27 protein-coding genes are annotated in these 23650 nt (G+C 63.6%); 6 read left to right on the forward strand and 21 right to left on the reverse strand.

What is annotated here, in order from left to right:
• Positions 1-10: 10 nt before the first annotated feature.
• Positions 11-1486 carry a cobyric acid synthase gene (locus DNK49_RS15745; RefSeq protein WP_110526619.1) on the reverse strand — a complete coding sequence of 492 codons (1476 nt, stop codon included), beginning with the start codon at positions 1484-1486 and terminating at the stop codon, positions 11-13.
• 152 nt (positions 1487-1638) lie between these two features.
• Here DNK49_RS15745 and rpoH point away from each other — a divergent pair, with 152 nt between their 5' ends.
• Positions 1639-2493 carry an RNA polymerase sigma factor RpoH gene (gene rpoH, locus DNK49_RS15750; protein ID WP_110526621.1) on the forward strand — a complete coding sequence of 285 codons (855 nt, stop codon included), beginning with the start codon at positions 1639-1641 and terminating at the stop codon, positions 2491-2493.
• Positions 2494-2595: 102 nt separating this feature from the next.
• On the opposite strand, the gene cyoE is transcribed toward rpoH, so the two are convergent.
• The 4 genes from cyoE to DNK49_RS15770 are packed head-to-tail and all read right to left on the reverse strand — an operon-like array spanning position 2596 to position 5901.
• Positions 2596-3495, reverse strand: a complete 900-nt coding sequence (cyoE, locus tag DNK49_RS15755; RefSeq protein WP_110526622.1) for a heme o synthase — start codon at positions 3493-3495, stop codon at positions 2596-2598.
• 24 nt (positions 3496-3519) lie between these two features.
• Positions 3520-4545: a COX15/CtaA family protein gene (locus DNK49_RS15760; RefSeq protein ID WP_110526624.1), complete on the reverse strand. Its 1026-nt coding sequence runs from the start codon at positions 4543-4545 to the stop codon at positions 3520-3522.
• On the reverse strand, positions 4542-5189 hold the full coding sequence (locus DNK49_RS15765; RefSeq protein ID WP_110526626.1) for a hypothetical protein: 648 nt from the start codon (positions 5187-5189) through the stop codon (positions 4542-4544). Before DNK49_RS15765 ends, DNK49_RS15760 begins: the two co-directional genes overlap by 4 nt.
• The gene (locus DNK49_RS15770) at positions 5152-5901 is read right to left on the reverse strand and encodes an SURF1 family protein (RefSeq protein ID WP_110526628.1); all 750 of its coding nucleotides are present in this window, start codon (positions 5899-5901) and stop codon (positions 5152-5154) included. Before DNK49_RS15770 ends, DNK49_RS15765 begins: the two co-directional genes overlap by 38 nt.
• Before the next feature lie 93 nt (positions 5902-5994).
• On the opposite strand from DNK49_RS15770, the gene DNK49_RS15775 reads away from it, so the two are divergent.
• On the forward strand, positions 5995-6189 hold the full coding sequence (locus DNK49_RS15775) for a twin transmembrane helix small protein (RefSeq protein ID WP_110526631.1): 195 nt from the start codon (positions 5995-5997) through the stop codon (positions 6187-6189).
• 64 nt (positions 6190-6253) lie between these two features.
• On the opposite strand, the gene DNK49_RS15780 is transcribed toward DNK49_RS15775, so the two are convergent.
• The 16 genes from DNK49_RS15780 to DNK49_RS15850 form a co-directional block, all read right to left on the reverse strand.
• The gene (locus DNK49_RS15780; protein ID WP_110526633.1) at positions 6254-7105 is read right to left on the reverse strand and encodes a cytochrome c oxidase subunit 3; all 852 of its coding nucleotides are present in this window, start codon (positions 7103-7105) and stop codon (positions 6254-6256) included.
• A 110-nt stretch (positions 7106-7215) separates the two neighbouring features.
• Positions 7216-7416: a DUF2970 domain-containing protein gene (locus tag DNK49_RS15785; RefSeq protein WP_110526635.1), complete on the reverse strand. Its 201-nt coding sequence runs from the start codon at positions 7414-7416 to the stop codon at positions 7216-7218.
• Positions 7413-8003 carry a cytochrome c oxidase assembly protein gene (locus tag DNK49_RS15790; protein WP_110526637.1) on the reverse strand — a complete coding sequence of 197 codons (591 nt, stop codon included), beginning with the start codon at positions 8001-8003 and terminating at the stop codon, positions 7413-7415. Before DNK49_RS15790 ends, DNK49_RS15785 begins: the two co-directional genes overlap by 4 nt.
• Positions 8000-8116 (reverse strand): cytochrome oxidase small assembly protein, encoded by a 117-nt coding sequence (locus DNK49_RS24710; protein ID WP_211164140.1) that lies wholly within the window; start codon positions 8114-8116, stop codon positions 8000-8002. Before DNK49_RS24710 ends, DNK49_RS15790 begins: the two co-directional genes overlap by 4 nt.
• A gap of 98 nt (positions 8117-8214) precedes the next feature.
• Entirely contained in the window at positions 8215-9810 is a 1596-nt protein-coding gene (gene ctaD, locus DNK49_RS15795) for a cytochrome c oxidase subunit I (protein ID WP_110526639.1), read from the reverse strand.
• A 110-nt stretch (positions 9811-9920) separates the two neighbouring features.
• Complete coding sequence (coxB, locus tag DNK49_RS15800) at positions 9921-11105, reverse strand: cytochrome c oxidase subunit II (protein ID WP_243632394.1); 1185 nt, start codon at positions 11103-11105, stop codon at positions 9921-9923.
• A gap of 138 nt (positions 11106-11243) precedes the next feature.
• A complete protein-coding gene (locus DNK49_RS15805; RefSeq protein ID WP_243632395.1) occupies positions 11244-11687 on the reverse strand; it encodes a nuclear transport factor 2 family protein in 444 nt (147 codons plus the stop codon).
• A complete protein-coding gene (locus tag DNK49_RS15810) occupies positions 11687-12472 on the reverse strand; it encodes an SDR family NAD(P)-dependent oxidoreductase (protein WP_110526643.1) in 786 nt (261 codons plus the stop codon). The genes DNK49_RS15805 and DNK49_RS15810 overlap by 1 nt, the downstream gene beginning before the upstream one ends.
• On the reverse strand, positions 12472-13002 hold the full coding sequence (locus DNK49_RS15815; RefSeq protein WP_424445239.1) for a DUF3833 domain-containing protein: 531 nt from the start codon (positions 13000-13002) through the stop codon (positions 12472-12474). Before DNK49_RS15815 ends, DNK49_RS15810 begins: the two co-directional genes overlap by 1 nt.
• A 67-nt stretch (positions 13003-13069) precedes the next feature.
• Positions 13070-14386, reverse strand: a complete 1317-nt coding sequence (locus tag DNK49_RS15820) for an MFS transporter (RefSeq protein ID WP_110526646.1) — start codon at positions 14384-14386, stop codon at positions 13070-13072.
• Entirely contained in the window at positions 14383-14946 is a 564-nt protein-coding gene (locus DNK49_RS15825) for a chalcone isomerase family protein (RefSeq protein ID WP_110526648.1), read from the reverse strand. The genes DNK49_RS15820 and DNK49_RS15825 overlap by 4 nt, the downstream gene beginning before the upstream one ends.
• Positions 14947-14949: 3 nt before the next feature.
• Positions 14950-16191: an SAM-dependent methyltransferase gene (locus tag DNK49_RS15830; RefSeq protein WP_110526650.1), complete on the reverse strand. Its 1242-nt coding sequence runs from the start codon at positions 16189-16191 to the stop codon at positions 14950-14952.
• Entirely contained in the window at positions 16191-16985 is a 795-nt protein-coding gene (locus DNK49_RS15835; RefSeq protein WP_110526652.1) for a DUF1365 domain-containing protein, read from the reverse strand. The genes DNK49_RS15830 and DNK49_RS15835 overlap by 1 nt, the downstream gene beginning before the upstream one ends.
• Positions 16982-18319, reverse strand: coding sequence for an NAD(P)/FAD-dependent oxidoreductase (locus DNK49_RS15840; protein ID WP_110526654.1), 1338 nt, complete (start codon positions 18317-18319; stop codon positions 16982-16984). The genes DNK49_RS15835 and DNK49_RS15840 overlap by 4 nt, the downstream gene beginning before the upstream one ends.
• The gene (folE2, locus tag DNK49_RS15845; RefSeq protein ID WP_110526656.1) at positions 18306-19127 is read right to left on the reverse strand and encodes a GTP cyclohydrolase FolE2; all 822 of its coding nucleotides are present in this window, start codon (positions 19125-19127) and stop codon (positions 18306-18308) included. Before folE2 ends, DNK49_RS15840 begins: the two co-directional genes overlap by 14 nt.
• 126 nt (positions 19128-19253) lie before the next feature.
• The gene (locus DNK49_RS15850) at positions 19254-19487 is read right to left on the reverse strand and encodes a hypothetical protein (RefSeq protein WP_110526658.1); all 234 of its coding nucleotides are present in this window, start codon (positions 19485-19487) and stop codon (positions 19254-19256) included.
• Between the two features lie 82 nt (positions 19488-19569).
• Between DNK49_RS15850 and DNK49_RS15855 the strand changes: the two genes are divergently transcribed.
• From DNK49_RS15855 to DNK49_RS15870, 4 genes are all read left to right on the forward strand, one after another.
• On the forward strand, positions 19570-20490 hold the full coding sequence (locus DNK49_RS15855) for a MerR family transcriptional regulator (RefSeq protein ID WP_110526660.1): 921 nt from the start codon (positions 19570-19572) through the stop codon (positions 20488-20490).
• A gap of 148 nt (positions 20491-20638) precedes the next feature.
• Positions 20639-22288, forward strand: a complete 1650-nt coding sequence (locus DNK49_RS15860) for a Na/Pi cotransporter family protein (RefSeq protein ID WP_279386426.1) — start codon at positions 20639-20641, stop codon at positions 22286-22288.
• Positions 22285-23217: a tRNA glutamyl-Q(34) synthetase GluQRS gene (gluQRS, locus tag DNK49_RS15865; protein WP_110526662.1), complete on the forward strand. Its 933-nt coding sequence runs from the start codon at positions 22285-22287 to the stop codon at positions 23215-23217. Before DNK49_RS15860 ends, gluQRS begins: the two co-directional genes overlap by 4 nt.
• Complete coding sequence (locus DNK49_RS15870; protein WP_110526665.1) at positions 23204-23611, forward strand: CoA-binding protein; 408 nt, start codon at positions 23204-23206, stop codon at positions 23609-23611. The genes gluQRS and DNK49_RS15870 overlap by 14 nt, the downstream gene beginning before the upstream one ends.
• The last annotated feature ends 39 nt before the right edge of the window (positions 23612-23650 follow it).

The following is a 23650-nucleotide window of genomic DNA, read 5'->3' on the forward strand; positions in this document are numbered from 1 at the left end:
CTCTGCCGGGTCAGTCGTCACCGGCGGCCGCCATCAACCGGTCAAGATCGATGGCGGACTCCACCGCATCGGCCAGTCGGTCGAGATCCGCCTCGCGCCGCGCGGCCAGGTCTACATGCTGCAGTTCGCCGGCTGCGCCCGCCCAACGCAGCAGCGCCGCCAGCGCGGCCGGGTCGTCGAACAGTCCGTGGAGATAGGTGCCCAGCACCTGACCATCGGCCGACCGGGCACCGTCACTACGTCCGCCTTCAAGCCTGGCGGCCGGGGTTGCCAGCGCCGGGCCGGAGGACACCCCCATATGGATCTCGTAACCGCGAACCGTGGGCGCCCCCTCCAGGCACAAATGGCCGCAAACATTGACCAACTGCTTCTCGCGCTCGAGCACCGTGTCCATGTCGAGGACACCCAGACCCGCCATCGTCTGCGCCCTGCCCTCGATCCCATGCGGGTCTCCCAGCGTTCGGCCCAGCATCTGGAAGCCACCGCAGATGCCGATCACCTTGCCCCCATAACGCAGGTGACGCAGGATGGCGGCTTCCCAGCCCTGCTCGCGCAGCCAGACGAGGTCGGCCTGCACGCTCTTCGATCCTGGCAACACGATCAGGTCTGCGGGCGGGGGCACCTCACCCGGCCCCACCCAACGGAAGTCGACCTGAGGGTGCAGACGCAAGGCGTCCAGATCGGTGTGATTCGAAACCCGCGGGTACACAGGCGCCACGACCCGCAGCACAGGCGCATCAGCGGTAACATCCGCGGCGCCGTCGGCCAGCGCATCCTCGGCGTCGAGAAACATCCCTTTCAGATAAGGCAGCACGCCAAACACGGGCCGCCCGGTGCGCGCCTCCAGCCAGTCCAGGCCGGACTGCAGCAAGCTGATGTCGCCGCGAAAGCGGTTGATCACAAACCCCTTCACTCGAGCCTGCTCTGACGGCGAAAGCAGTTCCAGCGTCCCCACCAGATGGGCGAAGACCCCGCCGCGGTCGATGTCGGCCACCAGGATTACCGGTACATCGGCGGCTTCGGCAAAGCCCATGTTGGCGATGTCGCGATCGCGCAGATTGATCTCGGCCGGACTGCCGGCGCCTTCCACCAGCACCCAGTCGTAGGCCTGGGTCAAACGCCCCCAAGAGGCCATCACCGCAGCCATCGCGGTAGGCTTGTACTGGTGGTAGTCGCGGGCCGAAAGGTTGGCCACCGCCCGGCCATGAATGATGACCTGTGCGCCGATGTCGGAAGACGGCTTGAGCAGCACCGGATTGAAATCGGTCACGGGTGCCACCCGCGCCGCCACCGCCTGCAGGGCCTGCGCCCTGCCAATCTCGCCGCCGTCTGTGGTGACTGCCGAATTGAGCGCCATGTTCTGCGGCTTGAACGGTGCCACCCTCAGGCCTCGCCTCACCAACGCGCGCGCCAGCCCCGCCACCAGCGTGCTTTTGCCGGCATCCGACGTCGTGCCTTGTACCATCAATGCGTGTGCCTGCGTCATGCTGGAGATCCTGATCAAACGGGAGGCAGGATTATCGCCCACTCGCCCCACCCTCGCTCACATCCTGCAACACCCCTCAATTGAACTGTGGCCCCGGGTTAGCACTCACAAGCAACGAGTGCTAATATCCGGATTGAGGAGGACCTGAATCCATGTCTCAAGCTTTATCGTTTCCCGTACCGTACGCCACCGGCAGCATCGACCAGTACATTTCTTCGGTCAATCGCCTGCCCATGCTCAGTGAGCAGGAAGAAGTCGATCTGGCGACCCGGCTGCGCGACAACGGTGATGTCGAGGCCGCCCGCCAGTTGGTGATGTCACATCTGCGGGTGGTGGTCGCCATCGCCCGCGGCTACCTCGGCTACGGCCTGCCCCATGCCGACCTGATCCAGGAAGGCAACATCGGCCTGATGAAGGCCGTCAAGCGTTTCGACCCCGCACGCGGCGTACGCCTGGTGTCGTTCGCCATCCACTGGATCAAGGCCGAGATCCACGAATACATCGTCAAGAACTGGCGTCTGGTCAAGATCGCCACCACCAAGGCCCAGCGCAAGCTGTTCTTCAACCTGCGCAGCATGAAGCAGGACAGCAACACCCTCAATCGCAGCGAAGTACGCGCGATCGCCGAACGTCTCGGCGTCAAGCCCGAAGAAGTGGTCGAGATGGAAACCCGTCTGAGCGGCCGCGAAGTCCCGCTCGATGGCGGCAACGACGACGATGACGAGCGTTTCTCACCCATCGCCTACCTGCCCGACCCGCATGGCGAACCGTCCGAGGCGCTGGAGCAGGCCCAGTATGCCCGGCTGCAGGACGAGGGACTGCGCGATGCGCTGGGTGCGCTGGACGAACGCAGCCGCGCCATCGTGCAACGGCGCTGGCTGACTGAGGGTGATAGCGCAACACTGCACGAACTGGCAGCGGAATACGGCGTTTCCGCCGAACGCATCCGCCAGATCGAAGCCAAGGCCATGCAGAAGATGCGGGGCCTGCTCGCCGCAGCAGTGTAATTCCACTCTTTCCGCGGTAATCGCGCAAAGCAAAGGCCGCCGTCAGGCGGCCTTTGCTTTTTTCAGCCGCAGACCGGCACAGCCTGCCCAACCCAGCCCCTCTCAACCCGGCAGATAGTGGTCCACTAGCAAGGCCGCAAACAGCAGCGAGAGATACAGGATCGAGAAGCGGAAGGTCCGCCTCGCCAGCGTGTCGCTGTAGTCCCGGTACAAACGCCAGGCGTAGTGAATGAAGCGGGCACCGAGCAGCGTGGCGGCAATCAGGTAAGGCCAGCCACTCATCCGGGTGGCAAAGGGCAGCAAGGTGACGCCGAACAGGATCAAGGTATACAACAGCACCGACAGGCGGGTGAACTCCGGCCCATGCGTCACCGGCAGCATCGGCAACCCTGCGCGGGTGTAGTCGGCGGTGCGATACAGTGCCAAGGCCCAGAAGTGGGGTGGTGTCCATGCGAAGATGATCAGGAACAGCAGCAAGGCGTCGCCACTGACCTCGCCGGTGACCGCCGCCCAACCCAGTACCGGCGGCATCGCCCCCGAGGCACCGCCGATGACAATGTTTTGCGGCGTACGCGGCTTCAGCAGCAGGGTGTACACCACTGCGTAGCCAACAAAGGTCGCGAGCGTCAGCCACATGGTCAGCGGATTCACCGCCAGATACAGCACCGCCAGCCCGCCTCCGCCCAGTACGGTGGCAAAACCCGCAACCTCCAGACTGGCAAGCTCACCACGCGGCAAGGGCCGCCCGCGGGTCCGCGCCATGCGGGCATCGATGCCCTGTTCGACCAGACAGTTCATCGCCGCTGCTGCGCCCGCCACGCAGGCAATGCCCAGCGTCGCGTATAGCACTGTTGCAGCCGGCGGCAGCCCACCCGGCACAGCGAGAAACATCCCAATCACGGCACAGAATACGATCAGCGCATTCACCCGCGGCTTGGTCAGCACATAAAAGGCCTGCATTCGCGCAGCAGAAAAACCCAGTCCCAGCTCCAGCGTCCTCATGTCTTGCTCCCCGTGTCCTTTAGGCTACCCACGCAGCGCCAGTCCGGCCTGCACACCGTGGCGCCGCCCCTGCGCCACTTGCACGACCAGACGATGATTGATCCACACCATCAACACCACCAACACCGCTGCGCCGGCGTTATGCGCTGCAGCCAGGGCCAGCGGCAAGGACAGCAGCACGTTGGCAATACCCAGCCCGATTTGCAGCAACACCGCAGCGATCAACAGCACACCTAGGTCGGCCGTTGCCATCCGTCGTGTCAGCCTCCAGCCAAAGGTCAGCAGGAAGCCACCCGCCACCACCGCGCCCAGCCGATGCGACCAATGGATCGCCGTCAACGCGGTCAAGGGCAACAACTCCCCCTCCGCTGTCATACCCAGTTCGCGCACCACATGAAAGGCGTTGCCATAGTCGGCCTCGGGCCACAAGCTGCCGTGGCAGCTGGGAAAATCGGTACACGCCAGCGCCGCATAGTTGGTGCTGGTCCAGCCCCCCAGCGCAATCTGCGCCACCAGCAAGCCCATGCCGATACGCGCCGCCCAGGCCAGGCGGGCAGGTACCTGGGCGCGCCCGCCACCCGCCACCCTGACCGCCAGCCACGCCAGCAATGCCAGCGTGGTCATGCCGCCCAATAGATGAGCGGTGACGATGGCGGGCTTGAGCAACAAGGTGACCGTCCATTTTCCGAGAAGGCCCTGGAAGATCACCACGCCAAGCAGCGCCAACGCCACCCCTGGCGCAACGCCAGCACGCTCACGGTGACGCCAGGCCAGCGCAGCGATGCCGATGATCAACAACCCCAGGCTGGCTGCCAGGTAACGATGCACCATCTCCTTCCAGGCCTTGGGCAGGCTGACCGGCCCATGCGGATCGGCCGCATGCGCCTGGCGGATCTGCTCGGCCGCATGGCTGGGACTGAGCTTGCCGTAGCAGCCGGGCCAGTCGGGGCAGCCCAGGCCGGCATCGGCCAGTCGGACATAGGCGCCGAACACCACGACCACCGTGGTCAGCGCCAGAGCCAAAAAGACCAGCCGCGCGTATAGCTTCATTCCCGCCCTCCCCGCCCGAGCGCCGAGTACTTGAGCAGGCGCTGCAAGTCCTTGGTCATGCCGCGGGCAGCCCGCGTACGATCGATATCCGGCCCGAAACGCATCATCACCTGCCCCAGCGGATCGACCAGCCACACCGCCCCAGCCGGATCGGCCGGCAGGGCCGCCAGCCAGGCAGCATCGGCACGTGCCAGGCGCAGGTCGGCATGCGCCTGTAGCAGGCTCTCTGCCGGATCGCCTGCCTCGCTGACCAGCCACAGTCTTGCGACACGCTCCATTTCCTTGGCCTGGGCCACACGTGCCTGACGCGACACATAGAGGGCCTGTTGGCAGCGCTCATCACACGCTGCGGGCGCCACCGTCACCAAAGTCCATTGGCCTTCAAGCTCGCCCCGCATCAGCGGCGCCTGCCCAGCCAACCCGGCCAGGGTCTCACCGGGCAGCAAGGCAGGCGGCAGCAACTCGCCATGGTTCACCCGCCCTTGTGGCGGCCACACATAGAACATCAGATAGGACGCAATCACGGGCAAGGTGCATACCAGCGCGAGCACGGCCAAGGTCAGCCGGGCGCGCCGGCGCACGACCGGATCGGGCAACCGGGCGGTCTCAGCCACGGACGAATCGGCGAGCAGAAGGGTGGTCATGATGTCTCCGGAAGAAACGCCGCCAGCCATGCCAGGCGGTCAGGATCAGCATCAGCGCCGCCAGGGCGTACCACTGAAAGGCATAGGCAAGATGGCGATCGACGCCGGCCGCGGGCTGCGGCCAGTCGCGCACCAGGCCATCGGCCTGCGCCGAGGTCTGCTCCAGCACCCAATCGGCCAGGGGCCCCTCTGCACCAGCCTCGCGGATCAGGATTCGATGCCGCATCAGGTCGATCTGTTGCCACACCATCGTGTCAGCACTGCCGACATCGGCGGCAAGCATGAAAGTCTCGCGTGCCGGATGGCGCACCCGCCCCTCGACAGTCACCACACCCTCCGGCGTAGACCACTGCGGCAACACCCGACGGTCCCCTGCCGCCACCCAGCCCCGATTGACGAGTACCACGCCGGACCCGTCTTCAAGACGCAGGGGCATCACCAGGTGATAGCCCGCTTGCCCACGGTGCGTGCGGTTGTCGATCAGGCGGGCCTTGCTCTCCAACCACACGCCTTGCGCACGGACGGCCTGCCATTCGGACGGCATCGCGTCGGCCGGCGCCAGGATGGCGGGCAGCTGCGCCCGGCTGTCGATCTGCGCCTGCACCGCGCGCTTCTCGTCGGCACGACGCATCTGCCAGTCACCAAGCTGCAGGCCGGCGAAGGCAAGCGCGACGCCGGCAATCCAGGGCAGGCTCCGCATCAGTCGGCGCATCCAGCCCCCTCGAGGCAGACAGAAAGTTCTCCCAGACACGCCCTTCTGCGAAACAATGCCGGTTCATCCACCCACGCCGAACGGAGCCCGGACATGCGCATCGTGGTCATCCTGTTTATCGTCCTCATCACACTCAGCCTGGGCAGCGCGCTGTTCTCACTGCTGCGTCGGCAGGGCGACCGACGCCGCACTGCAAACGCGCTGGCGATCCGTGTCGGCCTGTCGATCACCTTGTTCGTATTGCTGATGGCGGGTTTCGCCAGCGGCCTGATAGACGGCAGACTGTAGCCGACATCACTGCCCCGCCCCGCCGGGCAGGCCTGAAGCCTGGCCCGATCCGTCATCCGAGCCCTCACAACCAGTACACCACGACAAACAGAAACAACCAGACGACATCGACAAAGTGCCAGTACCACGCCGCCGCCTCGAAACCGAAGTGGTGTTCGGCATCGAAATGGCCGGCGAACACCCGGAACAGCATCACCGTCAGCATGATTGCGCCCACCGTGACATGCAGACCATGAAAACCGGTGAGCAGGTAAAAGGTTGAGCCATAGATGCCACTATCCAGCCGCAGGTTGAGATCGACATAGGCGTGCAGGTACTCATAGGCCTGCAATCCAATGAAGATCGCGCCAAGCAGGATGGTCAGGAACAGCCCCAGCTTGAGCTGGCCACGCCGGCCGCCCAACAGGCCATAGTGCGCCCAGGTCAAGGTAACACCGGAGGTCAGCAGGATCAGCGTGTTGATCGCCGGAATGCCCCATGCCCCCATCGGCGTAAAAGCCTCGTGGGCGCGCGGTCCGGCGCTGGGCCATTCGCCCGAAAAACCCTGCCACAGCACCGCCTCGTTGTCCCCGGTGGATAGCCATGGCAAGGCCAGCACGCGCACATAGAACAGCGCGCCAAAGAAAGCGGCAAAGAACATCACCTCGGAGAAGATGAACCAGCCCATTGACCAGCGGAAGGACACATCCACCCGCTTGCCGTAATGTCCGCCCTGCGATTCCCGCACCACTTGTCCGAACCAGCCAAACAGCATGTAGATCAGGATGGCGATGCCGGCAAAGAACAGCCACGGCCCGGCACCGACCTTGTTCAGCCACAATGCGGCACCGGTACCGAACAGCAGCAGCGCCACCGAGCCGAAGATCGGAAACTTTGACGGCTCCGGCACGAAATAGCGTTCGAGTGTTTCGCTCATCGCCAACCTCCTTCAGATCTCCGGCAGGCTGCCCTGGCCGACTGGCCGGGCACAATGGCCTGTGTCCGGCCTCGTTCTGTTGCACAGCAAGCCACCCGAACCGACGCTGTTCAGGGCAGGACCCAGTTCACCACGCCCACCAGCACCAGCACGAATACCACTCCGGCCAGCACACCCGCCACCACGATCGCCCTGGGGTCCAGCGAGGCTGCATCGTCGTGATAGTCCCGCCGCTTGCGCACCCCGATGAAGGACCACAGCACGGCACGCAGCGTTGCCAGGAAGCCCGCCCGGCGCGGATCCGTACTCACGACGCTCCATCGTCCGCGACCTTCGCAGCCTGGCGCCCCTGGATCTCGAAGAAGGTGTAGGACAGCGTGATGGTGGTGACATCGGCCGGCAGTGCGGGGTCCAGGACGAAGACCAGCGGCATGGTGCGTTGCTCACCCGGGGCCAGGGTCTGCTGAGTGAAGCAGAAGCAGTCCATCTTCTTGAAGAACTGTCCTGCCAGTTGCGGCCCGTAGCTGGGAACGGCCTGCCCGGTTACGGCAATGTCGCGATTGTTGCCGACCTCGTAAGCCACGTGGACCAGTTCGCCCGGATGCACGCGTACCGAGCGCTGCTGCGGCTGGAAGCGCCACGGCAGGTCGTGCAGGTTTGCATCGAACTGCACCAGCACGGTACGCGTGGTATCGATCTGGGTGTTTCCAATCTCGATCCGGTCGGGCTGCAGCAAGTTGTTGATGCCAGTGACCTCACAGATCTTTTCGTAAAAAGGCACCAGCAGGAAACCAAAGCCGAACATCACCACGGCCGACAAAGTCAGCCGCAGCAGCAACTGCCTGTTGTCCGCTGCCAGCCGTGCCGCCCTGCGTTGCTTGCTGTCGCGCTGCGTCATTGCCCGAACACCTTGTACTTGACGATGACGATCAGGAAGAACAGCAGGGCCACCCCGGCCAGCATCAGCCCGGTACGGCGATTGGCACTGCGGCGATCCTCACTGCGCGTCATCGACGCCTCCTATGCTGTTGCCGACAAGAGACGGGGGGCGGAGCCCTCCCCCTCCCGGCTCTCCGCTCCGCCCCCTGCTCACGACAACGCCAATTCAGTCAGCCCTTGAACACCGGCGCATCTTCAAAGGTGTGATGTGGGGCGGGCGATGGCACTGTCCACTCCAGCCCTTCCGCACCTTCCCACGACTGCGCCTCGGCCTTCTCGCCGCCGCGTACGCACTTCACCACCACCACCAGAAAGATCAGCTGCGACAGGCCAAAGCCAAATGCGCCGATCGTGGCCAGTGCATTGAAGTCGGCAAACTGCAGCGCATAGTCCGGAATCCGCCGCGGCATGCCCGCCAGCCCCAGGAAGTGCATCGGGAAGAAGGTGATGTTGAAGAACACGATCGAACACCAGAAATGCAGTTTGCCGAGGAATTCGTTCGGCATGTGGCCGGTCCATTTCGGCAACCAGTAGTAGGCGCCGGCAAACAGGGCAAACAACGATCCGGCCACCAGTACGTAGTGGAAATGGGCCACGACGTAATAGGTGTCCTGCACCTGGATGTCGATCGGTGCAATCGCGCAGATCAGACCGGTAAAGCCACCCATCGTGAATACGAAGATGAAGCCGGTTGCCCACAGCATGGGCGATTCGAAAGTCATCGAGCCTCGCCACATCGTGGCCACCCAGTTGAACACCTTTACTCCGGTTGGCACCGCAATCAGCATGGTCGCGTACATGAAAAACAGCTGCCCGGCCGCCGGCATGCCGGTGGTAAACATGTGATGCGCCCAAACCACGAAGGACAGGATGGCGATCGAGGCAGTGGCATAGACCATCGAGGCATAACCGAACAGCGGTTTGCGCGCAAAGGTTGGAATGATCTGGCTGACGATGCCGAAGGCCGGCAGGATCATGATGTAGACCTCGGGATGCCCGAAGAACCAGAAGATATGCTGGTACATCACCGGATCGCCGCCGCCGGCAGCATTGAAGAAGCTGGTGCCGAAATGGCGGTCGGTCAGGATCATCGTGACCGCGCCAGCCAGCACCGGCATCACCGCGATCAGCAGATAGGCCGTGATCAACCAGGTCCAGCAGAACAGCGGCATCTTCATCATCGTCATGCCCGGCGCGCGCATGTTCAGGATGGTGACGACAATGTTGATCGCCCCCATGATCGAGCTGATACCCATGATGTGGATGGCAAAGATCGCCAGGTCCATGCCCATGCCCATCTGCACCGACAGCGGTGCATAGAGCGTCCAGCCGGCGGCGGTGGCGCCCCCCGGCACGAAGAACGACCCGAGCAGCAGGATCGCAGCCGGCGGCAGCAGCCAGAAGCTCCAGTTGTTCATACGCGCAAACGCCATGTCGCTGGCGCCGATCATCAGCGGAACCATCCAGTTGGCAAAGCCGACGAAGGCCGGCATGATCGCGCCGAATACCATCACCAGCCCGTGCATGGTGGTGAGCTGATTGAAGAACTCCGGCTCCACCACCTGCAGGCCGGGCTGAAACAGCTCGGCACGGATGGTCAACGCCATCACGCCCCCGGACAGGAACATGATGAAGCTGAAGATCATGTACATCGTGCCGATGTCTTTGTGGTTGGTGGTGGTGATCCAGCGCATCAGCCCGGTGGGGCCATGGGCATGCGAATGCCCGGACGCGGTATCGATCGGATCATGAGTCAGGGTCGTCATGCGCACGTCTCCTGTTGCCGCCCATCGGGCAGCGGATCACCAGCTGAGGCAGCTCCGGTACGCCGCCCATGCATCCTCAACAAAGGCGCCAATGCGCCTCTGTGTCCACTTCAGTTGCCGCGGCCAGCCGCCACCTCGACCGGCTGCACCGCTTCACCGGAGACATTGCTCCAGGCATTGCGGGTATAGGTAATCACAGCCGCCAGGTCGGCATCGGACAACTGCGCGCCAAACGCCATCATCGCCGTACCCTGCTTGCCCTTGAGCACCAGATCGATCTGTGCTGCCTTGTCCCCCTGAACCAGCGGCGAGCCATCGAGCGCTGGAAAGGCCGGCGGCAAGCCCTTGCCATCTGCCTGATGACAAGCCGCGCAGTTCGCCTCGAACACCACGCGACCGCGTTCGACCAGTTCGCCCAGCCCCCACTCGCGGGCATCATCCACCTTTGCCGCCGCCGTCAGCGCCAGCCGGCCCTGCACCCAGGCGGAGTAGCGCTCGGCCGATACCACATGCACTTCGATCGGCATGAAGCCATGGTCCTTGCCACACAGTTCGGCACAGTTTCCACGATAGATACCCTCCTGCTCGGCGCGGAACCAGGTGTCGCGAATGAAGCCGGGAATCGCATCCTGTTTGACCCCGAAGGCCGGCACCCACCAGGAATGAATGACATCAGCCGCCGTCGTGAGCACGCGCACCTTTTTCCCCACCGGTACCACCACCGGGTTATCGACCTCGAGCAGGTAGTGCGCTCCCTTTTCCGCCTTACCCTCGATCTGCTCGCGCGGCGTCGACGCGTTGGACAGGAAGCGAATGCCCTCCCCCTCGCCCTGCAGATAGTCGTAACCCCATTTCCACTGATAGCCTGTGGCCTTGATGGTGATGTCGGGGCTGGAAGTATCCTTCATCGCGATCACGGTCTTGGTCGCCGGCCAGGCCATTCCGAGCAGGATCAGGATCGGCACCACCGTCCACGCGATTTCGACCGCGGTGTTTTCATGGAAGTTGGCCGCAACCGCACCACGCGACTTGCGATGGTGGATCACCGACCAGAACATCACCCCGAACACACCAACAAAGATCACCAGACAGATGATCAGCATCAGCGTATGCATGCTGTAGATTTCGGTGGCGATACCGGTGACCGGTGGCTGAAGGTTGTATCGACTGGGCGCATCCTGCGCGCTTACACAGGCAGCGTAAGCAATAGGCAGTGCGGATGCTGTGATGCGACTGGCAAACCCCATGTCGACCCCCGGCAAATACACGATGAGCAGGTGGGCCGATGTTGCCATAGCGAATTTCGCCGCCGCAACAGGATTATTTGATAAAGATCAATATGATGCAATGCAATATCTGCTAGCCATCAGCAGCAACACACCATCTGCGGTCATATTCGGGGTTTTCCCTCAGACGGGTTTGCTGCGGTGCGATCACACCGGTTGCGGCACGCTGAGACGCCGCTGCAGCGTACGCATCAGTGCGCCCAGCACCGGCAACTTTGCATACAACTCCTCCGCCGCGTCCCAGTAGTCCCGATGCAGCACGACACGCCCGTCACCATCGAAGCGCAGATGGCTGACCCCGCGGATGACAATGTCGCGTCGCCCCATGCCAAACAGAAAGTCCCAGCCCAGCATGGCCTGCTCCCCGTCGACAAGCCGGGTGTGCACGATGAAACGTGGCGCATCGACCGAAGCAAACATGTGCTCGAAGATGCGGATGATTGCCGCGACCCCGATCACCTCGTTGAACGGATCCTTGAAACGTGCGTCACGGGCATAGAAGACATCCAGTCGGGTCAGCGACAAGGGCGTCAGCGTCTCATAGAAGCGGGCAATGTCGTCCACCACGGCAGCCAGGCTGCGTGCAGCCACTACAGGCCGGTCGCGCGACGGATCAGGGGGAAATAGAGTCGCCTCGGCAGGCATTGCAGCACCTTGAGAAAACGGGTGAAACGTTTGGGAAAGTGGATCTCGAACTCGCCTCGGCCAAAACCGGCGACGATCTCCGCGGCCGCCTGCTCTGCACTGATGAGCGCAGGCATGTGGAAGGTGTTCTGCTCGGTGAGCGGCGTGGCAACAAATCCAGGGCACATCAGAAATACGCCCAGCCCGCGCGGGGCAAGATCCAGATAAAGGGTTTCCGCCAGATTGATCAGGGCGGCCTTCGACGGACCATAGACGGTGGCCTGCGGTAACCCCCCATAGCCGGCAACCGAGGCCACGATGGCAATGGACCCGCTCCCCTGATCCAGCATGCCCGGCACCACGGCTGCCACACCATCCATGACGCCAAGCAGATTGGGCTCCAGCGTCTCACGTACGTTTTGCGGCGTGAGCTCCCAGGCACGCAGCGGCCGATAGGTTCCGGCATTGAACACGACCAGATCCAGCCCACCCCAAAGGGCCAGCAGGCGGTCGCGCTCGCGTATGAAATCTGCAGGACGGGTGACATCCATCGCTGCAACCACCGCATCGTCGCATTCTGCAGCGAGCGCTTCCAGCCGCGCCCTGTCACGAGCGGACAAGGCCAGCCTTGCCCCGCGCGCCGCCAGTTGCCGGGCGAGCGCGGCGCCGATGCCGGTGGAGGCACCCACCAGCCAGACACGCTTGCCATGCCAGTCGGCCAGCGGAGGATTGAGCGGTGCGAACAGACGCATCAGTCAGCCCGCTTGTAGAATGACAAGGTGACTTCGCCCAGGCGCAAGCCCCACTTGCTCATCACCGAACGGTTGAGCATGACTTTATCGTCCATCAGGAACATCCAGTCGTCGAAATCGACATTGATCACCCTGTCGTCCACCGGCAGAGCCAGCACGTAGCGCCAACGCAGTGCGTTCCCTGCGGCCTCGCCGCGCGCCTCGCCAACAACATCTCCGGCCGTGCCGGTATAGCGGCCATCGCCATGGCGTGTCACCGTCCAGATACGGCGCTGCGTCGTACCGTCCGCGTAGGTGAAGTGTTCGTCCAGCGTTCCGACGTCGCCCTTCCAGCTGGCTTCGATCAATACATGAAAGCGCTTGATCACCTCGCCGGAGCGATCCTGGAAAATACCATGTGCATCGAGCGTGCCATTGAAATAGGTCCGCAAGTCGAGCGCCGGTTGCTGATCTCGATACTGATCCACGTCGATCGAACTACAGCCCGCCAGACTCATCAGACCCGCGAGCAACAGCAGCAGTTTTCCCATCATTTCCGTTCTCCAGTCCGTCATCGCAAGTCATGAGCAACATCATCCAGCCCATCAGTTCGTACAGTCATTGAGCACCCAGCCTACCCTCGGTGGCGCCGTCAAACAGCGCGCGCCAGCGCCATGCAAGGGCCAGTGCAATCACCTTCAGCAACACCGGCACGAGTGCGTACACGCCCGCCAAAGCAAGCAGGGCATCCGGGCTACGCGCACCCGGCGCGTAACCAAGCCAGCCCAGCAGAGGCAGGGCCAGGCCGGCGGCAAGCGCCAGATTGGCCTTGGTGACAAAGTTCCACCAGCCAAACCAGGCGCCCGCACGCGCCTCGCCGTCGGCGCGTGTCGATTCACGTGCAAGCAGATCCGCCAGCAGGGAGGGCGGCATCGACAGATCTGCCCCCAGCGCCATGCCCGACAGCAGACAGATGACGCCAAAGGCGGCGAACTCGCCCGCCCCGAGCAAGCCCGCCCAGACAAAGACGGCCATTGCCAGCACCATGCCCAGACACCAGGTACGCAGCTTGCCCAGGTGGCGGGACAGCCTGGCCCATAGCGGCAGGCTGCATGCCGCGCTGAGGAAATAGATCATCAGGAAAAGCCCTGCCAACTGCGGCGCCTGCAACACATCTGCGACAAAGAAGAGCACGGTTGCCGATGGAATCGCAGCGGCGATGCCATTGGCGGCAAAGACCAGCAGCAAGCGACGGAAGGATAGGCAGCCCAAGGCCTCCGCCAAGCCTCGCAACACCGATCCCCTGCCTGGTGAACTTTTCGGTGCACGCGGCGCAAGCAATAGCGTCCAGGTCGCGAACAACAGCAAAATGGGCAGGAAGATCCAGGCCATCCGCGCCAGGCCATCGGCCTCTGAATCATTGCCCACCAGCAAACCTGGTAGCCCGGCCGCCAGGATCACGCCTGCCAGTGCAAAGCCCTCTCGGCTGACCACCACCTGGGTTCGTGATACCGGATCAGGGGCGACCTCTGCCCCCCAGGCGTTATACGCAATGGTGGCCACCGAGTAGGCCAGGGAAACCACGGTCACCGACAATGCCAACCACAGCGCACCCGCACCATCGGGCGGGGCGAGCAGACCGATCATGCCGAGGCCGAGCACCGGCAGGGCAAGCGCGATCAGACTGACGCGCCCGGCGGGCAGTGCGCAGGCCCGGTCGCTGACCCAGCCAATCATGGGGTCCGTCAACGCATCGACGATCCTTGCCGCCAGTAATACCAGCCCGACAGTGGCCAGCGACAAACCCAATGCGTCGGCATAGAGACGCGGCACGTGAACGTAGATGGGCAAGGCAGCAAACGCCAGCGGCAAGCCCAATGCTCCGTAGGCCAGGGTGGCACCACGTGCAGACAGGGAGGCTGCCGCCACGGTCATGACCCGGCCCCGGCGCTGGCATGTTCGCCGAGCAGACGCGCCCGCAGCGCCGGTTCGCGCGTGCGCGGGTCCAGCCAGATGGCAAAGAAGGCACGTGCCAGTTCAGCATCATCGATATCGGCCGTAGGACGATCCAGATGCCAGAAACGGGCCCCCCCGCCCGCCAGCCGCACGCCGACCAAGGTGTCCCCGCTGCTGACCGAGGGCAGGGCACGGCTCAATGCCTCACGCCAGCGCGCCAGAACGGCTTCATCGGTGTAACCCAGGCGACGGATCTCGTCGATACTGGTGTCTACCAGACGCTCGCCAGGAATATTGCGCGCATAGCGCAGCGCAAGTGCGTAAGGCCCCTCAAGCGACCACGGCTGACCGGCAGGCACCCACAAGGCTGCATCGTAAAGCTTGAGGCCGAACCATCGCATTTCGCCGCTACCCAAGGCGCGCGGCGCGCCGTCCGGACCACCGATCGCAGCCGAGACCGCGCCCGGCAGCCCAACTGCAGCGATGGCCGGCATTCCCATCAAGGCGCCCAGGAGCAGCAGCAGACGCAGCGTCTTCATGGCTCAAGCCGCCTGGTCCGCATGCATCAGGGTGTAGTGATGCACGTCAATGTCGCCGGTGTTGAAGCCTGCTTCACAATAGGCAAGGTAAAACCGCCACATGCGCATGAAACGCGCTGGAAAGCCAAGCGCCTGCACCTGTCCCGCGCAATCCTCGAAGGCGTGATGCCAACGCGCCAGCGTTCGTCCGTAATCGGCGCCGAAGGCAAAGTCATCGACCACTGCCAGACCGGCACGCGTGGTCTGAACCTCGATCTGCACCGGGCAAGGCAGCATTCCGCCGGGGAAAATGTGGCGCTGGATGAAGTCGGTGCCACGCCGGTAACGCGCGAACAAGTCATCCGCGATGGTGATGGCCTGAATCACACAACGCCCACCCGGTTTCAGCCGGCTGGACAGTTGGCTGAAGTAGGTTGGCCAGAAGCGCTCACCCACCGCCTCGATCATCTCGATGGATACGATGTGATCGTACTGACCGGCAACATCGCGATAGTCGCACAGCTCGAAACTGACCTTGTCGGCATAGCCACCGCGTTCGGCACGTGCGCGCGCAAACTCGAGTTGCGCAGGTGACAGGGTCAGCCCCAGCAACCGACAACCAAACTCTGTCGCTGCGACCTCGGCAAACCCCCCCCAGCCGCAGCCAACCTCGAGGATCAGCTGCCCGGGACGCGCATCGAGCTGCGTGAGGATACGGCGATACTTGCGCAATTGCGCCTGTTCCAGCGGCTCGTCGGCATCGGCAAACACCGCGGCCGAGTAGGTCATTGTCGGATCCAGCCAGCACTGGTAGAAATCGTTGCCCAAATCGTAATGCGCCTCGATATTGCGGCGCGAGCCAGCGCGCGTGTTGGCGCGTAGCAGATGACCGAGGCGATGACCGAGCAAACGGAAGAAACGCCCATAGATGGCAGACTGCAACTGCTTGCGGTTGCGTGACAGCAATGTCAGCAGGGCGGGCAGATCCTCGGTATCCCAGGCTCCGTCCATGTAAGCCTCGGCAAAGCCGATGTCACCGCGCCCCAGGGCCTCGTCGAACACCGCGTGATCCCGCACCCTCAGGTGCGCAACCAGCGGGCCGTGGCCGGCGCGCAGATGCAGATTGTCCGGCAGCTCGAGGGCAAGCGCGCCACCCTCCATCTGATCGAGCATCTCCAGTGCCAGTCTTGTCGGCCGGGGCAGGTGCCCCAGCTTCCCCAACTTGCCAAGCGTGAGTGGACGCAGGGCGTGGTCGATGGTGTTCATCAGGTAGTCTCCTCGATCGGCGGCAGGGGCTTGCGGTAAAAGCTCACCCGCCTGAGCGCCAGGCGCAGTGCCTGCCAGTGGATGCGGGCGACAACGCCCAGGGTCATGAAGGGATAGCGCAGCAGCCATTTGCTCATTGCTGCGCCGGACAGCGGCTCGGCACGGCCGGAGACCCGGGTGGAGAGCTGGCGCACGCCACCATCCCAGTAGTCGATTGCAACGGCGTGGACCGTCCCCCTGCCTTCGAAGCGGAAGCGGTACTCGCCCTGTACCGGGAAAAAGGGCGAGACATGGAACACCTTGGTCGCACGCAATTCGTCACCGGCGACGATGGCGCGCAGGTCATCATGTCGCACCAGGTAGTTGTGACGTTCGCCAAAGGTGTTGCTGACTTCCGCCAGCACCACCCTCAAGGCTCCGCCTGCGTCATGGCAGAACCAGAAGCTGACCGGATTGAAGACGTAGCCGAAGATGCGCGGCATGGTATGGATCACCACCTCGCCGTCGCAAACCGGCAACACGCCGTGCGTCTCCAGGATGCTGCGCAGCCAGGGCAACAATGCCGAACCATCCCGCCGACCGTGGTCGCGCAGATGAAAGGCAAATACATTGCGCCGCTCGATACCCAGCAAAGGTACGCGGATATCGTCGAGCCGTCCCAACGGCAACCGCAGGAAGGCCGTGGGATAGATGAATCGGTTGCGGGTGCCGACGTGACGCTCGTGCATCACTGCGCCAAAGCAGGCTGCAGGATCGAGCACCGGATCGAAGGCATCCGCGATCTGCTGGTTCATGCCTGCAACCCCTCACTCACCGTCGTCGTGGCGAGCTGCCACGGAATCCTCGCGCCCAACGCAGCGGCAACCGCGACGGCCGACTTCAGACCGTCCTCGTGGAAGCCATAGCCCATCCACGCGCCGGCAAACCAGCTGCGCTGGCGGCCCTGGATGGTGGGCAATGCGGCCTGGGCATCGATGGCCGCCTGGTCAAAGACAGGATGCGCATAGTGGATGGTGCGCAGTACATGTTCGGCACGCGGCGCGCGGAAGGGATTCAATGACACCACGACAGGCGTTTCGAAGGGCAGTGGCTGCAAGCGGTTGATCAGGTAGCTGACTGACACCGGACGCGCGTCTGCACGACCTTCACCGGCCATGTAGTTCCATGCCGACCAGACCTTGCGCCGCTGTGGCAGCAAGGACGGATCGGTGTGCACGATGGCGGTATTGGCCTGGTAGCTCACTGCACCCAGGATGCGCCGCTCGTCTGCACTGGCGCCTGCACCGAGCAGTGCCAGGGTCTGATCGCTGTGGCAGGCAAACACGACTTCGTCAAAACACTCGGCACCATGACGGGAGTGAATGCGTACCTGATGAGGCTCACGGTCGACCCGCAGCACCGGGCTGGCCACCCGGACATCCGGCAGTTGCGCGAGAATCTTCGCGACGTACTCACGCCCACCGCCCTTTACCGTGCGCCACTGCGGCCGGTCGAGAATCTGCAGCAGGCCATGGTTGTGACAGAAGCGGACGAAGGTGGAGAGCGGGTAATCGAGCATGGTGCGCGTCGGACACGACCAGATCGCGGCTGCCATCGGCAACAGATACCAATCACGAAAGGCGCTGCCATAGCGCTCACGATCCAGATACTCGCCCAGGCTGGATGCCGGCATGCGGCCTTCGCTCGCCATGCGGGTCGTCTCGCGGTTGAAGCGCAGGATGTCGCGCAGCATGCCGATGAAGGCCGGACGCATCAGGTTGCTGCGCTGGGCGAAGACCGTACCGAGATCGGACCCCGCCCACTCGATGGCCGGATCGGCCAGGCTGACGCCGAAAGACATCTCGCTATCGACCGATTCCACACCCAGCTGGGCAAACAGCGCGCACAGATTGGGGTAAGTACGGCGGTTGAACACCAGAAAACCGGTATCAACCGGGTGCGTATGACCTTCGACGGTCACGTCTATCGTGTTGGTGTGGCCACCGACGTAGCTGCCCGCCTCAAACAGGGTCACCTGGTCATGCCTGGACAGCAGCCAGGCCGCACCGAGGCCGGCAATGCCGCCACCGACCACCGCGACCCGGCGCCCACCGCCAAGTCTGGCTTGGGCAAGCTCACCCATGCGCATGATCGTACGCCTCCGGATTCTCACCCTCGATCAAGGCATAGGCCGAGTGGTTGTGGATGGACTCGAAGTTTTCCGACTCAACCCGCCAGCTGGCGATGCGGCGATCCGCTCCCAGACGCAAGGCGATGTCACGCACCAGATCCTCAACGAACTTGGGATTGTCGTAGGCACGTTCGGTCACCCACTTCTCGTCCGGTCGCTTGAGCAGGCCGAAGACTTCGCACGACGCCTCCTCCTCAGCCATACGCACCAGCTCGCCTATCTCCAGGTCGCCACGCAAGCACGCGGCAATCGTGATGTGCGAACGCTGGTTGTGCGCTCCGTATTCGGAGATCTTTTTGGAACAAGGGCATAGGCTGGTCACGGGTACGGTCACGATCAACGTGGAGCTGAGCGACGCATGCTCTGTCTGCTCGAACACCAGCGTCACGTCCAGATCAAGCAGACTGGCCACCCCGGAGACCGGCGCGGTCTTGCGCATGAACCACGGGAAGCGGGCCTCGATCCGCCCCGACGTCGCCTCGAGTCGTACCAGCATGTCCGCAAACAAGGCCCGCAGTCCAGACAGGTCAAGCCCGCCGCGCTCGACCTCCAGAAGTTCGACAAAGCGCGACATGTGCGTGCCCTTCACGTCGGCGGGCAAGCCGACCGTCATCTCGATGGTCGCGACGGTGTGCTGTGCACTGTCGCCATCTAGCAGCACCAGCGGATAGCGCAAGCCACGCACACCAACCCGCTGAATCGCGAGCGCACGATGATCCTGGCTGGCCTGTACATCCGGAAGGAAGAACTTGTCGGGGGCGTTCATGAAAACTCCTTGGCAATATGCGGATCGGTGACAGTCGTCCGGCGGGTCGGCCCAGACGGGCAGTGGCGCCCGGCCGGCGCATCAGAACGGGATGGCGCGACAGACCTTGCCACCCTGAAATCGAGCTCAGCCTTCCGGTTCTGCCCGCAAGGGGAACACGGGAAGATCAGCCCGATGCATGAACAGCATCAGATCAATACCTGTTTTGTCCTGGACAGAATGATCCGTCGCCTTAAGCGCCACCGCGCCGGACCGGACCGCTTCCGGAGTGGGCGCCGTGTTGCCCAGAACGGAATAAACCAGGGAGACCAGCACCAATGCACTGCCGGCCAGGATCTTTGGATGAGCTGATGCATTCATGACTGTTGTCCTAGACAAATTGAATCGATGAACCTAAGATAGATTCAACCCTCACGCTTGTCAACGATTTGTCCACGACAAAATGAATACTCCAATTTCTCCAGACACCGCTATCGGTATCGCGGCCGTAGAGCGCGACACAGGTCTGTCAAAAGACACACTGCGGGTATGGGAGCGGCGCTACGGCTTTCCAACACCGGACCGTGACGCCAACGGAGAACGCGTATACCCGCCGGATCAAGTGGAGAAGCTGCGCCTGATCCGCCGGCTGCTGGACGTCGGTCTGCGTCCGTCAAAAGTCATTCCCGCCAGTACAAGTGATCTGGCGGCGCTGCTGGAATGCCATCACCGCAAGGCCATCAGCCCCGAGCAGCAGGAACGCGAGCTGACCTTGATGCAGTACGTCCGTCTGCATCGCAGCGCCGAGTTGGTCACCGGCCTGCATCAGGCGGTCATGAAGCAGGGCTTGCAGCGCTTCGTTGCCGAGACCATCGCACCACTGAACGAGGCAGTGGGCGAAGCCTGGATGCGGGGTGAGATCGACGTTCCGGAGGAACACCTGTACACCGAACAGGTGCAGAACGTGCTCCGCAGCGCAATCAGCGCCCACGCCGCGCATGGTGGCAGTCCGCGCATCTTGCTGACGACCTTTCCTGACGAGCACCATGTGCTGGGCCTGTTGATGGCTGAAGCCACGCTGGTGCCCGAAGGCGCGTCCTGCATCTCGCTCGGCACCCGTACACCGCTTGCCGACATCCGCAGCGCGGCTGTCAACGGGCGCTTCGATGTTGTCGGCCTTTCTTTCAGCATCGCCTACCCCTTGCGCCAGGCAGTGGACGACCTGCTCGAACTGCGCGCAGCACTCCCGGCGTCGATCGAGATCTGGGCTGGCGGCCAGGCGGTGAAAGGCAAGGAGCGGCGCCTGCCCGGGATCCGGGTGATCAACGGCCTGGATGACACCCTGGCTGCATTAAAGGAGTGGCGTACAGCTCACGCCGACTAGCCCCCGGCAGCGCGCCCCGTGCGCGCATCGCATTCTGCACAGCAATGCTGCATCGCCCCTTGCTTCAAGCCCAGCCACTCGCCGACAATCGGACTCCCCTGCGCCCGAGGAGGCGAAACTGGAAACCGCAACCTTATCCACCTTCGAAGTGATCGGCGGCCTGCTTGGTGGGCTGGGTTTGTTCCTGCTCGGCATGCACCTGCTCACCGACGGACTCAAGCTGGCGGCAGGCCGTGCGCTCGAAGACATGCTAGAGCGCTGGACATCCACGCCTGCTCGCGGATTGGCCGCTGGCATGCTGATCACCAGCCTCGTCCAGTCGTCCAGTGCAGTCACTGTGGCAGGGATCGGTTTCGTCAACGCCGGTCTGCTGTCACTGCGCAATGCGCTGTGGGTCATCTTTGGTTCCAACGTTGGCACGACCACCAACGCCTGGCTGGTGGCCGCGCTTGGCTTCAACTTCAAGATCGATGCTTTCGCCCTGCCCTTTGTCGGCATCGGTGCGGTGCTGATGCTGGCCACCGCAAAGGTGCGCCCACGTGCGCTGGGTCAGGCCCTGGCCGGCTTCGGGATCCTGTTCCTGGGCATCGACGTGCTCAAGGACACTTTCTCGGCCTTCGGTGCGGGGATCGACTTGCAGTCCTTCATCCTGCCCGGACTGGCCGGGTGGGCCATGCTGGTTGCAGTCGGCACGGTGATCACCGTGTTGATGCAGGCTTCCGGCGCAGCCATCGCGATCATCATCACCGCAGCGCAGACTGGCTTGCTGAGCACCGAGGCGGCGTGCGCAATGGTCATCGGAACCAACATCGGCACCACCTCGACCGCCATCCTCTCGGCAATCGGCGCCACCGCCAACGCGCGCCGGCTTGCTGCCGCCCATGTGTTCTTCAACCTGGTGACGGGTGCGGTGGCCCTGCTGCTGCTGCCGCTGCTGATCGCCTTTCTTGCACTGCTCGCCGACTGGCTCGACCAGCCAGCGACGCCGGCCGTTTCGGTGGCCCTCTTCCATTCGGTGTTCAACGTGCTCGGCGTGGCACTGATGGTGCCCGCCAGCCAGCGCCTGCTGGCTTTTCTATCGACCCGCTTTGGCGGCCGCGAGGAGGAAACCGCACGGCCACAGCACCTCGACGCCAACTCGACCAGCGTACCGGATCTGGCCGTACGTGCCCTGCGCATGGAACTGGGCCGTACCCACGTCCTGGCAGGCAATTGCCTGCGCGCCGCCGCCCACACCCCACCCGACATCACGCTGATCGAACGTAACGGCAGCGCACTGCTGAGCCTGGCCAACGAAATCGGCAAATTCGCGCGCAAAGTATCTTCAGCGAGTCTGCCACCGGTCCTGGTGGAATCGCTGGCACGTCATCTCAGGGCGCTGCAGTATCAGGAGAATGCGCGAGAGACTGCCCATCTGGCAGGCGAACTCGGCAGCGCACTCGGGCAGATGCCGGAACGCGGCATCGCCCGCGCGCTTGAACAGTTCCGCGACGCCGCTGACGCACTGGCCGACGCCAGCGTACCCGGACAGCCCGGCTTTCGCAGTAGCGAAATCGATCGTCTGCTGGGTGAAGCCGAAGCACAGTACGAAGCCCTGAAGGAAGCACTGCTTGGCGCCGGGGCCCATGCCCGCCTGGACATCCGCAGCATGCAGGACTGGCTGCGCCTGGCCAGCCTGCTACGGCGGACCACCGAGCAAGTCGCAAAATCGGCACGTACGCTTGCCGCACTGGAAGAAGGCCTGCAGCCTGCGTCCGAACTCGAGCCGGACGCACTGAGCGCCAGTGAAGGGCGATGAGCGAGGTCGCATCTTACGTCGGCCGTTTTGCGCCATCGCCCAGTGGCGCCCTGCACTTCGGCTCGCTGGTGGCCGCGGTGGGCAGCTACCTGGAAGCCGTTCGTCACCACGGACAATGGCTACTGCGGATCGAGGACGTCGATACCCCTCGCACCGTCGCTGGTGCTGCCGATGCCATTCTGCGCACGCTGGACCGGTTTGGCTTCCAGTGGGACGGCGCGCTGGTCTGGCAGAGCCAACGTACCGAGGCCTACGTCGCCGCGCTGGAGCGATTGCGTCGGGACGGGCACGCCTTTCCCTGTGCCTGCAGCCGCCGTGAACTTGCGGACTCCACGCTGGCACGTGATGGATCGCGTCGCTACCCCGGTACCTGCCGCGACGGCCTGCCTGCTGGCCGCAGCGCGCGGGCCTGGCGGGTCCGGGCGGAAGGGCGCATCTGCTTCACCGACGCAATTCAGGGTGAGATCGAGGAGGATCTGGCACGCGACGTTGGCGACTATGTCATCCTGCGTGCCGACGGGCTGTTTGCCTACCAGCTTGCCGTTGTCGTCGACGATGCAGATGCCGGCATCACCCATGTCGTGCGCGGCGCGGACCTGCTCGACTCCACTGCGCGCCAGATCCATCTGCAGGGGCTGCTCGGCATGCAGGTGCCCGCATACGCACACCTGCCAGTCGCGACCAATCCGGCTGGCGAAAAACTGTCCAAGCAGACCCTTGCGCGCGCCATTGACGATCGCCCCCCTGCTGCGGCACTGTACGACGCACTGGTTTTCCTCGGCCAGACGCCTCCGCCAGAATTGGCACGGAGTTCGCTCCACACGGCCTGGGAATGGGCGAAGTACAACTGGCATATCGAGCAGATCCCCCGACTGCGCCACGCGGTCGCCCCCGAATTCAATATGGAAAACGAAAATGATCGACACTGACGATGCGTTGCGTCACCTGCTGGAAAAGACCCGCACAATCGCCGTTGTCGGCCTGTCGCCCAACCCTGCCCGCGCCAGCCACGAAGTCGCGCAGTACCTGATGACGCAGGGCTACATCATCATCCCGGTCAATCCGGCGTGCGATCAGGTGCTGGGCCTGAAGTGCCATGCCAGCCTGCGTGACATATCAGGACGGGTGGATCTGATCGACGTGTTCCGCCGCAGTGAGGAGGTCGATGCCATTGTCGATGACGCCATCGCAATCGGCGCCGGCGCGGTCTGGTTGCAACTGGGCGTGATCGCACCACAGGCATTGCAACGCGCTGAAGCGGCTGGTCTGCAGACGGTAATGGACCGCTGCACCAAGATCGACCACCGCCGCCTGCTGGGCTGACGCTGCAAGACCGCCGAGCGGGTGAGGACCTCACCGCAT

Source organism: Parazoarcus communis SWub3 = DSM 12120, assembly GCF_003226565.1.
In the GTDB taxonomy this organism is placed as follows: Bacteria; Pseudomonadota; Gammaproteobacteria; order Burkholderiales; family Rhodocyclaceae; genus Parazoarcus; species Parazoarcus communis.